Here is a 12,135-nt window from a genome sequence, read left to right as displayed (position 1 = left end):
CGTCGCGCACCGGGCTCGCCGCGCTCGCCGGCGGCCGCCGCTTCGACCTCGTCTCGATGGGCCACGTCCTCAACGAGCTGTGGAAGGGGCAGGACGAGGACCGGCGGCGCGCCGAGCTGCTCGAGGAGGCGCTCGGGCTGGTGGCGCCGGGCGGCTCGCTCCTGGTGATCGAGCCGGCGCTCCGCGACACCTCGCGGGCGCTCCTGCGCGTGCGCGACCTGCTGGTGGAGCGCGGCGCCGCCGTGCGCGCCCCGTGCCTGTTCCGCGGCCCCTGCCCGGCGCTGCTGCGCGAGACCGACTGGTGCCACGCCGAGCGGCCGGTGGACCCGCCGCCGCTCGTCGCGCAGATCGGGAAGGCGGCCGGGCTGCGCAAGGAGGCGGTGAAGATGAGCTACCTCGTGGTCGCGCCGCCGGGCGAGGCCTGGCAGGCGCCGCCGGCCGGCCGGGTGTTCCGCATCGTCTCCGAGCCGCTGCCGTCGAAGGGCCGCCTGCGCTACATGGGCTGCGGCCCCGAGGGCCGGATGGGCCTCAGCCTGCAGGAGAAGCACGTCCGCCTCGAGAACCGCGCCTTCGAGCGGCTGCTCCGCGGCGACGTGGTGGAGGTGACCGGGGCCGAGCCGCGCGGCGACGGGCTGGCGCTCGGCGAGGCGTCCACGGTGAAGGTGCTCGCGCCGGCCGGGCGGCCGGTCCCGCCGCCGCGCGGCGAGGGCTGACCGCTACTTCGCCGGCTCCGCCGCGCGCCGCGAGGCGCGGAACAGCTCCGAGAAGACCTCCTCGAGCGGCGGGTCCTCCACGGTGAGGTCGGTCACCGGCATGGCCGCGAGCAGCCGCGCCACCACCGCCGAGACCTCCTCCGCCGCCACCTGCAGCGTGGCGCTCCCGGGCTCCGCCGACACGACCTGGCCGAAGCGCGCCAGCTCGCCGCCCGACGGCGCCGCGCCGTTGCCGCTCGCCAGCCGCAGCACGATCCGCTTGTCCGGGCGGACCCGGTGCGCGAGCGCCCGCAGGTCGCCGTCGTAGATGATCCGGCCGTGGTCGATGACCACCACCCGCGGGCAGAGCTGCAGCACGTCCTCCATGTAGTGGCTGGTCAGGATCACCGAGGCGCCGAAGCGCTCGTTGTACGCCTTCACGAACTGGCGCACGGTGGCCTGCATGGAGACGTCGAGCCCGATGGTGGGCTCGTCGAGGAACAGCACCCGGGGCCGGTGCAGCAGCGCCGCGGCGAGCTCGCACTTCATCCGCTCGCCCAGCGAGAGCTGGCGGGTGGGCTTCTGCACGAGCGTCCCGAGCTCGAGGAGCTCGGTCAGCTCCGCCACCGTCTCCTGGAACTGCGCCCGCGGGATGTCGTAGACGGCGCGGTTCAGCTCGAACGTCTCGGCGGGCGGCAGGTCCCAGATCAGCTGCTGCTTCTGGCCCATCACCAGCGTGATGGCCTTCAGGAAGGCCGGCTCGCGGCGGCGCGGCACGTGCCCGGCCACCGTCACCTCGCCGGCGGTGGGGTGCAGCAGGCCGGAGAGCATCTTCAGGGTGGTGGTCTTGCCCGCCCCGTTCGGCCCCAGGAATCCCACCCGCTCGCCTTCACCTACCGAGAAGTCGATGCCGTCCACGGCGCGGACCGTCTCGTAGGTGCGGTGGAACAGCGCGCGCACCGCGGCGGCCAGGCCGGGTGGGCGCCGGGCGACGCGGTAGTGCTTGGCGAGGGCGCGGACCTGGATCACGGGGGCGAGATATTGCGGCCCGGACCTCCCGGGGGCAACCCCCGTGTCGCGCGGCCGGTTACCATGCGTTCATGGCCGCCACGAAGAAGAAGCGCCCGGTCACCAAGACCGGCCGTCCCCGCGCCCGCAAGGGGGTGACGCTGAAGCCGACCGAGCTGGGCGCCCAGCAGGTGGCGCTCGCCGAGCGGCCGCCGGAGCTGGAGGCGCTGGCGCGCGCGGTGGAGGCGGACGGCGGGGCGGTGCTGGCCGCCTACCGCGAGCCGCTGGGCGGCCACCCGCTGCTGTTCGTGGCGCTGCCGGTCGAGAAGGTGGAGCGCACCGCGTTCCAGCGCGACGTGTCCGACGCGCACGTGCGGAAGCTCACCCTCGCCATGGACAAGACCCGCCGGTACCTCGACCCCATCGTCGCGGTGCGCGAGGGCGACCGGTACCTCACGCCGAACGGCGGCCACCGGCTCACGGCGCTGAAGGAGCTCGGCGCCCGGACCGTGCTGGCGCTGCTCGTGCCGGAGCGCGAGGTCGCGTACCAGATCCTCGCGCTCAACATCGAGAAGGCGCACAACCTCCGCGAGAAGGCGCTCGAGGTGGTGCGCATGTACCGCGACCTCGCCGGCGCGCTCGACCCGAAGGAGAGCGAGATGGCGCTCGAGTTCGAGGAGCCGGCGCTCGTCACGCTCGGCTTCGCCTACGAGCAGCGGCCGCGCCTCTCCGGCGGCGCCTACGCGCCCATCCTCCGGAAGGTGGACGCGCTCTCCGACGACGAGCTCTCCCGGGCGCTGGCCGAGCGCGAGCGGCGCGCGTCGGTGCTGCTCGCGTTCGACGACGCGGTGGGCGAGGCGGTGGCGCGGCTCAAGGCGCGCGGCTTCGACTCGCCCTACCTCAAGAACTTCGTGGTGGCGCGGGTGAACCCGCTCCGCTTCATGAAGGGCGCGGCGCCGCCGTTCGACGAGCTGTTCGCGCAGATGACGAAGCGCGCCCAGGGGATGGACCCCGGCAAGATCAAGAGCGAGGACGTGGCGCGGAGCGGCGGCGCGCCGGAGGCGGAGTAGCGGCCGGGATCAGCGGCGCTGGGCGCGGGTCTCGGTGTGCGCCAGGACCAGGCGGCGCTCCAGCTCGCCCCCGATGGTGGCGAGCGTCTCCTCGTCCACGTGGTCCTCCGCGTAGGGGAACACCTCGCGCTCCTCCCAGCGGACGTGCCGCTCCAGCAGCTCGGCGAACGCGGTCAGCGCGGCGCGGAGCTCCGGCGGGCGGGCCGTCCGCGCGCTGTCGAGCAGCCTCGTCAGCTCTGCGTGCTCCGAGCCGAGCCGGTGGAGGTCGGCGCCGGTGAGGTGGCGCCCGAGCACGTCCTCCTCGGTGCGGCTGTGCGTCCGGAAGACCTGCTCGTCGAAACGCCGCGCCAGGGCGAGGAGCCCCGGAAGGTCCTTCGGGGCGCCCGCGCTCTCCGGGTGGCCGGCCAGCCCCATCTTGAGCTGGAACGCGACCAGCATGGCCTGGTGGTGCTCGCTCGAAAGTGGCTTCAGCTGGCGGGAGCGCCTCATGGATGAATCGTGCCCGGCCCCCCTGACGTGCGCAAGGGCGCCCGCCGGCTCCATCCCCCACACCCCGATCCCCCGCGGGGGGAGGAGCGGTCCTTGGTTGACGCTTCGCGCCATGCTCACTAAATCTGGCCAGGCAACCGACCGATTCCCGAGTCAACCGGAGCTGCGCTCATGGGCATGAACGGTTCTCCTCCGCCCGGCCGGCGGGCCGCGGTCGTGGCCGGCCTCCGCACGCCGTTCGTCAAGGCGGGCACCGACTTCAAGGACCTCTCCGCCACCGATCTCGGCGCGCTGGTGGTGAACGAGCTGGTGGTGCGGAGCGGACTTTCGCCGAAGGCCTTCGACTCCGTGATCTTCGGCCAGGTCATCCCCTCGCCGACGGTCACGCTCATCGGCCGCGAGATGGTCCTGCGCACCCAGCTGCCGCGGAGCGTGCAGGCGCACACGGTGGCGCGCGCCTGCGCCACCTCCATCCAGGCGGCCACCGACGCGGCCGACCAGATCCGGCTCGGCCACTCCGACTGCGCCATCGCCGGCGGCGCCGAGTCCGTCTCCGACGCGCCCATCTTCGCCTCGCGCCCGCTGGCCCAGGCGCTGGTGGAGCTGAGCCGCGCGCGGACGCTCGCCGACCGCGCCCGCATCCTCGCCGGCCTGCGCCCGAAGGACTTCACGCCCACGCCGCCCGCGCTCAAGGAGCCCACCACCGGGCTCACCATGGGCGAGAGCGCCGAGAAGATGGCGCAGGTGAACGGCATCTCGCGCGCCGCGCAGGACCGGCTCGCGTACGAGAGCCACCGCCGCGCCGCCGAGGCCTGGGACGCGGGCCGCTTCGACGAGGAGGTCATGCACGTCCCGGTGCCGCCCCGCTACGACCACGTGGCGGCGCGCGACAACATCGTGCGCAAGGACACCACCGTCGAGGCGCTCGCGAAGCTCCGCCCGGTGTTCGATCGCAAGTACGGGACCATCACCGCCGGCAACGCCTCGCCGCTCACCGACGGCGCGGCCGCGCTCGTGCTCATGAGCGAGGAGCGGGCGAAGGCGCTCGGGATCCGGCCGCTCGGGTTCGTGAAGGCCTACGCCTACGCCGCGCTCGACCCGCGCGACCAGCTGCTGCAGGGGCCGGCCTACGCGGCGCCGGTGGCGCTGGAGCGGGCCGGGCTCCGGCTCGCCGACATGGACCTCGTGGACATGCACGAGGCGTTCGCCGCGCAGGTGCTGTCCAACCTGCAGGCGTTCGCCTCGAAGGACTTCGCCGAGCGGGAGCTGGGCCGGGCCGAGCCGCTCGGCGAGGTGGACCCGGCCAGGCTGAACGTGAACGGCGGCTCGATCGCGCTCGGCCACCCGTTCGCCGCCACCGGCGCGCGCATGATCCTGCAGACGCTCCGGGAGCTGGGGCGCCGCGGCGGGCAGCACGCGCTCCTCACGGTGTGCGCGGCGGGCGGCCTGGGCGCGGCGGTGGTGCTCGAGCGGGAGTGACTCGCCCCCGGCGCCCGCCCCGCGCGGCGCGCCGGCGTGCACGGAGGGACGCATGATGTCGGCTGAGGCGATGACGGCGGGCCAGGGCGCGTCGCGGTACTTCCGCGTGGAGGTCGCCGGCGGCGTGGCCACGCTGGTGCTCGACGAGCCGGGCGAGCGCGTGAACACCGTGCACCCCGAGGCGATGCGGGAGTTCGCCGCCCACCTCGACCGGCTGGAGAAGGACGAGGCGGTCAAGGCGATCGTCGTCGCGAGCGGCAAGCCCGACGTGTGGGTGGCCGGCGCGAAGGTCGAGCTGATGCAGGGCGCGAAGGACGCCGCCGAGGCGGAGCGGCTCTCGCGCGACGGGCAGGCGCTGTTCGACCGCGTGGAGCGCTGCCGGAAGCCGGTGGTGGCCGCCATCCACGGCGCCTGCCTGGGCGGCGGGCTGGAGTGGGCGCTCGCGTGCCACTACCGCGTCGCCACCGACCACCCGAAGACCTCGCTCGGCCTGGTCGAGGTGCAGCTCGGGCTCATCCCGGGCGGCGGCGGGACCCAGCGGCTCCCGCGGCTCATCGGCATCCAGCCGGCGCTCGACCTCATCCTGGCCGGCAAGACCGTGAAGGCGAGGAAGGCGCTGAAGCTCGGCCTGGTGGACGAGGCGGTCCCGCCGCCGCTCCTGCTGCAGGTGGCGCGGGAGCGCGCCGCCGCGCTCGCCTCGGGCAAGCTGCGCCGCGCCGCGCGCCGGGCCGGCGGCGCGGTGGAGCGCGTCACCCGCGCCGCGCTGGAGGAGAACTTCCTCGGCCGCGAGGTGCTGTTCCGGCAGGCGCGCAAGCTCACCCTCGCGAAGACGAAGGGGCACTACCCGGCGCCGCTGCGCGCGCTCGAGGCCATCGAGCACGGGTACGCGAAGGGCTTCGAGAAGGGGCTGGAGAAGGAGGCCGAGCTGTTCGGGAAGCTCGCCATGACGCCGGAGGCCCGCCGGCTCATGGAGATCTTCTTCGCCACCACCGCGCTCAAGAAGGACAACGGGGTGGACGACCCGGCGGTGAAGGCGCGCCCGGTCTCGGCGGTGGGCGTGCTGGGCGGCGGCCTGATGGGCGGCGGGATCGCCTACGTGACCGTGAACGCCGGCCTGCCGGTGCGCCTGCGCGAGCGGGACGACGCCGCCGCCGCGCGGGGCGTGGCGGCGGTCCGCGGCATCCTCGACGAGCGGGTGAAGCGCCGGTCCATCGACCGGCTGGAGCGCGCCGAGAAGCTCCGCCTGCTCACCACCACCACCGACTGGTCCGGCCTGGAGCGGGTGGACGTGCTCGTCGAGGCGGTGTTCGAGGACCTCTCGCTGAAGCAGGAGATGGTGCGCGCGTTCGAGGCGGTGAACCCGGCCGGCATCTTCGCCTCCAACACCTCCTCCATCCCCATCGCCCGCATCGCCGAGGCGTCCCGCCACCCCGAGACCGTGCTCGGGATGCACTACTTCTCGCCGGTCAACAAGATGCCGCTGCTCGAGGTGATCGTCACCCCGCGCACCGCGCCGGAGGCGACCGCCACCGCGGTGGCGCTCGGCAAGAAGCAGGGCAAGACGGTGATCGTGGTGCGCGACGGGCCCGGCTTCTACACGAGCCGCATCCTCGCGCCCTACATGAACGAGGCGGCCCATCTCCTGGTGGAGGGCGCGGCCATCGAGGACCTGGACCGGGCCCTGGTGGCGTTCGGGTTCCCGGTGGGCCCCATCACGCTGCTCGACGAGGTGGGCATCGACGTCGGCGACAAGGTCGGCAAGATCCTGCAGGAGGCGTTCGGGGCGCGCATGGCGCCGCCGGGCGCGCTGCACGACGTGGTGAAGGCGGGGCGCCTCGGCCGCAAGAACGGCAAGGGCTTCTACACGTACGGCGGCAAGGAGAAGCGGGTGGACGAGACCGTCTACGACCTGCTGCCCGGCGGCCGCCGCCGCAAGCGCGTCGCCGCCGACGAGATCCAGGAGCGGCTGGTGCTGCAGCTCGTGAACGAGGCGGTGCGCTGCCTGGGCGAGGGCATCCTGCGCTCGGCGCGCGACGGCGACGTCGGCGCGGTGTTCGGCCTGGGCTTCCCGCCGTTCCGCGGCGGGCCGTTCCGCTGGGCCGACGCGGTGGGCACGAAGGCGCTGCTCGACCGGATGGAGCAGCTGCGCGGGCGGCACGGCGACCGCTTCGAGCCGGCGCCGCTGCTCGCCGAGCTGGGCCGGGCGGGCCGGCCGTTCCACGGCTGAGCCCGGCCGCGCGCCGCGCCCCCGGGAATGCGAGAGGCGAGCCGGGGTCCCCGGCTCGCCTCCCTCACGTCGATGCTGCGGTCTTCAGGGTGGGCGAGGCGGGCCGGAGCCCACCCCGCCCGCCGCGCCTACTGGAACTGCGCGAAGAGCTTCGCCACGGCGTCGTAGAAGTCCGTCGTGGACTGCCCGTTCGTGGACGTCGTCTCGACCATCGTGCCGAACGTCGCGGTGTGCGCGTTGAACGAGGCGAGGTCGCCCGCCGCGTCCGCGTTGATCATCTGCGACCGGTGGCAGGAGCCGCAGGCGCGCGAGCCGGGGCCGGTCACGTACATCGGGACGGTGCCGATGGCCCGGTCCTTGCCGGTGATCGTGTCGGAGGCGGAGAGCAGGCTCGGCATCGACAGCCGCTGATCCGGCACCTCGAACTTGCCGGCCTCGTGGCACGAGCGGCAGTTCAGGATCGTGAAGTTGGGGTACGTCGAGCCGATGTGGTGCTCGTACTCCATGTTCGCGACCGGGTCGGCGAAGTCGATGTCGCCGATGTCGAACGCCTGGAACGAGTGGATGGCGTGCACGTAGGAGTCGATCGACCGGGACTGCATCTCCAGGTGCGAGCCGCCGCTGCCGACCACGTGGCAGGCGCGGCAGCCGACGACGCCGGCGGCGCCGTACGCGGGGTGGTGGAACGTGGTGGCGAGCGCGTCGTGGCAGTTGTTGCAGCCCGACGTCGCCACGATGTTCCGGCCGTAGGCCACGTCGTCGGCGACGATCGCGCCCTCGGCGAGGTCCACGGTCTTCGACACGCCGGCGACCGCGATCTCCACGTTGGTGGCGGAGACGGCCGCCGTCTGGTCGAGGCCGACCACCGGCAGGACGACCACCTCGACGCGCTTGACGACGCCGCTCGCGATCATGTCGGCCCAGGTGGAGAGGTCGGCGGTCGCCGTCCACTCCGCGTTGCCGGCCGTCGCCAGCGGGGCGACCGCGAGGCGCGGGCTGTTGCTGGTCGAGCCCTCGGTCCACTCGAGGTTGCGGAGGCCGCCGGTCGAGCCGTGGCCGCTGACGATGAAGTCCTTCGTGTCGTAGCCGTAGAGGCTGACGACCACGGTCGGCTTCACGAGCGCGTTGGCCGCGGCGCCGGCGACGGCGAAGTCCACCGTGAGGATGTTGGTGGCCGCGTCGAAGGCGACGGTGTCGATGGTGGTGGTGAAGCCGGCCGCGTGCTTCACGCCCTCGCTCGCGTAGATCTTCGCGTCATAGCCGAGGTGGATCTGGCTGAACGTCGGCCCGATCCCGTTCGTCGCGCGGTGGCACTCGTTGCAGGCGCCCGTGTACGTGTACAGGTCGATGTTGTGCGGCACGACCGCGCTGAGCGCCGGGGCGTTCGCGCCCGTGCCGGTGACCGGGTGGCAGCTCTTGCAGGTCTTCAGCGTGAAGTTCGCGTCGGTGAGGATGAGGTCGAGCTTGCCCGCGTGGCAGGTCACGCAGTTCGCCATCGTCTGCGGGTAGGGGAACTCCATCGCGTGCGACATGTGCGTGTCGTTCACGATGGTCGCGGTGTAGGCGTACTTCGCCTGCTGCTCGGCGCTGTAGATGGTCTCGCCGTCCGCGTCCACCTGGAGCGCGGCCGCCGCGGCCGGGTCGTCGCCCAGGATCTGGAAGACGAAGTCCGTGCCCTCGCGCTGGTCGGTGTGGCAGGCCTTGCAGGCCACCATGTCCTCGAGGCCGGCCACGGTCGCCTGGCGGTAGCCGTGCTTCGCGTACGGCGCCGGGTGGCACTTCTCGCAGCCGGCGACGTTCGCGACGGACGTGTAGGTCCAGGTGCCGTACTTCACGCCGGCGCTGGCCACGTTGTCCATCAGGTTGTAGTGGCCCTCGGCCGGCAGGATCAGCTTGTCGCCGAGGTACAGGTACACGAACGCGTTCGAGGCCTCCGGCGCGAACGCGGCGGCGGTCTTCGTGGCCGTGTAGCGCCCGATGTCCGCGTCGTACACGGGCGAGCCCCAGGAGAACGCCGTCGCGGTGGTGAAGCTGTTCGTGGCGGTGTCGAACTGGGTCGCGGTGTAGCGCTTCTGCTTCATCGTGCCGAGATCGCCCGTGAACGCGACGCCGTTGTAGGTCACGGCGAAGGTGAGGGTGACGTCGAACGTGCCTTCCGTGGCGCCCGGCACGCTCGCGACCTGGATGTCGGAGATCACGAGCTTCGTGGTCTCGGGATCGAGGCCGTCGGCGAAGTTGTTGTAGATGCCCTGGTGCTGCGTGCCCGCGGTGGCGTGGCACACGGAGCACGACTCGGGCTTGGCGATGGCAGCCGCGTCCTTGCCGTCCTGCCCGTTCTGGCCGTTCTGGCCGTTCTGACCGTCCGTGCCGTCCTGGCCCGGAGGGCCCTGGGGCCCGACGCTCCCGTCCGACCCCTTGCACCCAGCAAGCGCGAGCACGCCGGCGAAGAACAGCGCGCCGCTGTACCGCATCAGTTTTTGCATGGCGTGAAGCTCCCAAGCGTGGATAGGGCAATAGCGCCCCCGAATCCGATCGCGGCGCGAAGTCTACCAAGGCGAAAATCATTGGCCAGACGATTGCGTAATTTTCCTGCGGTCGGCCGCGTCGTCGGCGCAATGCGGTGATATCTCGCGCCTTTTGGGCATGCGGCCGGTTGCCGCGCTCCGCGGAACGGGGGTGGGCGGTTCTGTCCAATCTGCAATCCGGGGCGCCCGGCGATGACGCAAATCAACCCTGGCGCCTCGCAACGATGTCCGCGCGCGCCGCGCCGCCGGCGCCGCGTGGAGGCCGCGATCTGGCGCGGGTTTCGCGCGATCGCCGCGCTGCGCACCCCGCGGCGATCGGCCGCGGGGATTGTGCCCCTGTGCGCAATCGCGCGGCGCGCCGCCCGCCGGCGCTCCCCCGAGGCCGTAGCCAATGCTGGCCACGCGCCGCGGGACGCCCGCGCGCCGCGCCGGCGCGGCCGTCCGGGCGAGGGATGGAGGCTTGCGCGCCGCGGCGCGGGTGGTGGCCGCCCCGCCGGCGCCAGGATTGCGCAGGAGCGTCGCAGTGATTTCGCGGCGGTCCAATCCGCCCTGACGCGTGAGGTCAATCCGGGCCGGCGGACGGGCGGGCGGCGCCCCGGCCGCCGGCGGGGGCGCCGCGCCGGGGCGTTCCGGGACGCAGGCGGCAGGCGGCCGCCCGGCTTAAGATGCCGCGCCAGAGGGCCCCTTGAAGCTCCGCCACGTCCTTCCGCTCATCATCGGCTTCGTCTTCGTGCCCGCCGCCCTCATGCTGACGGTGGGGATCCTGATCCTCGTCTACGGCTCGGTGGCCCGGGACTACCTGTTCGGCATCCTGATCGTCTCGCTGGTCGGCACCACCATCATCGGCAGCGCGGCCACGCTGGCGGTGCTGTTCCGGGAGGCCCGGGTCGCGAAGCTGCAGACCGACTTCGTGAACAAGGTGAGCCACGAGCTCCGGACCCCGCTCACCTCGATCCGCATGTTCGTCGAGACGCTCCAGCTCGGCCGCCTCCAGGACCCGCAGCGGCAGCGCGAGGCGCTGGAGATCGTCGCCGAGGAGACCGCGCGGCTCTCCGGGCTCATCAACCGCCTGCTCGACTGGGCGCGCATGGAGTCCGGCCGGCGCGTCTACGAGCTCACCCGGCAGCCGCTCGGCCCGATCCTGGACGCGGCGCTCGTCGCGTTCGAGCCGCAGCGGCTGCACCACCCGGTGCAGCTGGAGCTGGACCTCCCGCCCCGCCTGCCCTCGGTGATGGCGGACCGCTCGGCCCTGGTCGAGGCGGTGCTGAACCTGCTCAACAACGCGTTCAAGTACACCGGGCCGGACAAGCGGATCCGGCTCGCGGCCGTGGCGAGCGGGCCCACCGTGACCATCGCGGTGACCGACAACGGGCCCGGGATCCCGCAGCGCGACCAGAAGCACGTGTTCGACAAGTTCTACCGGGCCTCCGACCCGCTCAAGCGCACGGTGGAGGGCACCGGGCTCGGGCTGGCGATGGTGAAGCACATCGTGATCGGGCACGGCGGGAAGGTGTCGGTCGAGAGCGAGCCCGGGCGCGGCGCGACCTTCCGCATCGCGCTGCCGGTGGCCGGAGGGACCCATGGCTGAGCGGATCCTGGTGATCGAGGACGACCCGTCCATCCTGCGGGGCCTGCAGCTCAACCTCGGGATGGAGGGCTACACGGTCCGGTCCGCGAGCGACGGCGAGACCGGGCTGCAGCTGGCGCGCACCGAGCGGCCGGACCTGGTGGTGGTGGACGTGATGCTGCCGCGCATGGGCGGGCTGGAGGTGATCCGGGAGATCCGCAAGGAGGACCCCGAGCTCCCCATCCTCATCCTCTCGGCGAAGAACCAGGAGACCGACAAGGTGGCCGGGCTGCAGCTCGGGGCCGACGACTACCTGGGCAAGCCGTTCGGGCTGAAGGAGCTGCTCGCGCGGATCGACGCGCTGCTGCGCCGGCGCCGCGCGCGCGGCGAGGGCGCGCAGCCGAAGGCGATCCGGAGGGCGGGGGCCATCGAGCTCGACCTCGACGCCCGGCGCGCGCTGGTGGACGGCCGCGCGCTCGAGCTGACCAGCCGCGAGTTCGACCTGCTCGCGTTCTTCGTCACCCACCCCGATCGCGTCTACTCGCGCGAGCAGCTCATGGAGGCGGTGTGGGGTTCGCGCTACTTCGGCACCGCCCGCACCGTGGACAACTTCGTGGCCCGGCTCCGCGCGCACATCGGCGACGACGCCGAGCAGCCCCGCCACCTCGAGACGGTCCGCGGCATCGGCTACCGGTTCAACGTCTGAACGGGGCTGCGCCCCGCCCCACGGACCCTGAGCCTGTCGAAGGGGCCGCGGGGCCCCACCCTGCTGCGCGGGTCCCGTGACCTCGCGCGCCCGCATTCGCGGGCTCGCGCGAGTGTCCCCGCGGGCGCGCCTGGCGGCGCGCGGTCGGGGACCGCGAGCGGCGGCTCCTCAGCCGGCCAGCGCGCCCCGCACCGCGGCGACGAGCGCCTCGTCCTCGCCCGGCATCACCGTGCGCGGATCGAGCACCACGCGGTCCTCCTCGATGCGCCCGACCACCGGCGGATCGCCGCGCCGCAGGCGGGCGGCGAGCGCGTCGGGCGCGCCGGGCAGCGAGAGCACGGAGGTGGGGAGGGTGACCTCGGGCAGCGAGCC

The 12,135-nt window shown here is 73.2% G+C and carries 9 protein-coding genes and 1 pseudogene; 6 read left to right on the top strand and 4 right to left on the bottom strand.

Translation table 11 applies throughout. The features are described 5' to 3' along the window. On the top strand, nt 1-713 hold a 713-nt coding region (locus PSR1_RS16645), incomplete at its 5' end, for a small ribosomal subunit Rsm22 family protein (RefSeq protein ID WP_237758071.1). Nucleotides 714-716: 3 nt separating this feature from the next. Here the strand turns inward: PSR1_RS16645 and PSR1_RS16640 are convergent. Continuing rightward, nucleotides 717-1,721, bottom strand: a complete 1,005-nt coding sequence (locus PSR1_RS16640) for an ATP-binding cassette domain-containing protein (protein WP_059438587.1) — start codon at nt 1,719-1,721, stop codon at nt 717-719. Between the two features lie 71 nt (nt 1,722-1,792). On the opposite strand from PSR1_RS16640, the gene PSR1_RS16635 reads away from it, so the two are divergent. Then, entirely contained in the window at nt 1,793-2,770 is a 978-nt protein-coding gene (locus PSR1_RS16635; RefSeq protein ID WP_059438586.1) for a ParB N-terminal domain-containing protein, read from the top strand. A gap of 9 nt (nt 2,771-2,779) precedes the next feature. On the opposite strand, the gene PSR1_RS16630 is transcribed toward PSR1_RS16635, so the two are convergent. Then, a complete protein-coding gene (locus PSR1_RS16630) occupies nt 2,780-3,259 on the bottom strand; it encodes a hemerythrin domain-containing protein (protein ID WP_059438585.1) in 480 nt (159 codons plus the stop codon). A gap of 171 nt (nt 3,260-3,430) precedes the next feature. On the opposite strand from PSR1_RS16630, the gene fadI reads away from it, so the two are divergent. Both fadI and fadJ read left to right on the top strand, forming a co-directional pair. Continuing rightward, nucleotides 3,431-4,738: an acetyl-CoA C-acyltransferase FadI gene (fadI, locus tag PSR1_RS16625; protein WP_059438584.1), complete on the top strand. Its 1,308-nt coding sequence runs from the start codon at nt 3,431-3,433 to the stop codon at nt 4,736-4,738. A 52-nt stretch (nt 4,739-4,790) separates the two neighbouring features. After that, nucleotides 4,791-6,965, top strand: coding sequence for a fatty acid oxidation complex subunit alpha FadJ (gene fadJ / locus PSR1_RS16620; RefSeq protein WP_059438583.1), 2,175 nt, complete (start codon nt 4,791-4,793; stop codon nt 6,963-6,965). Nucleotides 6,966-7,093: 128 nt separating this feature from the next. Here fadJ and PSR1_RS16615 read toward each other — a convergent pair whose 3' ends face one another. Beyond that, a complete protein-coding gene (locus PSR1_RS16615; protein ID WP_059438582.1) occupies nt 7,094-9,448 on the bottom strand; it encodes a hypothetical protein in 2,355 nt (784 codons plus the stop codon). Nucleotides 9,449-10,175: 727 nt separating this feature from the next. Between PSR1_RS16615 and PSR1_RS16610 the strand changes: the two genes are divergently transcribed. Continuing rightward, entirely contained in the window at nt 10,176-11,078 is a 903-nt protein-coding gene (locus PSR1_RS16610; RefSeq protein ID WP_059438581.1) for a cell wall metabolism sensor histidine kinase WalK, read from the top strand. Continuing rightward, nucleotides 11,071-11,763 carry a response regulator transcription factor gene (locus PSR1_RS16605; RefSeq protein WP_059438580.1) on the top strand — a complete coding sequence of 231 codons (693 nt, stop codon included), beginning with the start codon at nt 11,071-11,073 and terminating at the stop codon, nt 11,761-11,763. The genes PSR1_RS16610 and PSR1_RS16605 overlap by 8 nt, the downstream gene beginning before the upstream one ends. A gap of 168 nt (nt 11,764-11,931) precedes the next feature. Here PSR1_RS16605 and PSR1_RS16600 read toward each other — a convergent pair. Beyond that, nucleotides 11,932-12,135, bottom strand: a pseudogene (locus tag PSR1_RS16600) (L-seryl-tRNA(Sec) selenium transferase); the annotation flags it as partial.

Origin of the sequence: Anaeromyxobacter sp. PSR-1, from assembly GCF_000964525.1 — a bacterium.
Classification (GTDB): Bacteria; Myxococcota; Myxococcia; order Myxococcales; family Anaeromyxobacteraceae; genus Anaeromyxobacter.
This window is presented reverse-complemented; position numbering and strand designations above follow the sequence as displayed.

Bases quoted from the DNA above. Each gene is read 5' to 3' on its own strand.
- fadJ (WP_059438583.1), top strand. From the start codon at position 4,791: ATGATGTCGGCTGAGGCGATGACGGCGGGCCAGGGCGCGTCGCGGTAC.
- PSR1_RS16605 (WP_059438580.1), top strand. From the start codon at position 11,071: ATGGCTGAGCGGATCCTGGTGATCGAGGACGACCCGTCCATCCTGCGG.
- fadI (WP_059438584.1), top strand. From the start codon at position 3,431: ATGGGCATGAACGGTTCTCCTCCGCCCGGCCGGCGGGCCGCGGTCGTG.
- PSR1_RS16630 (WP_059438585.1), bottom strand. From the start codon at position 3,259: ATGAGGCGCTCCCGCCAGCTGAAGCCACTTTCGAGCGAGCACCACCAG.
- PSR1_RS16635 (WP_059438586.1), top strand. From the start codon at position 1,793: ATGGCCGCCACGAAGAAGAAGCGCCCGGTCACCAAGACCGGCCGTCCC.
- PSR1_RS16615 (WP_059438582.1), bottom strand. From the start codon at position 9,448: ATGCAAAAACTGATGCGGTACAGCGGCGCGCTGTTCTTCGCCGGCGTG.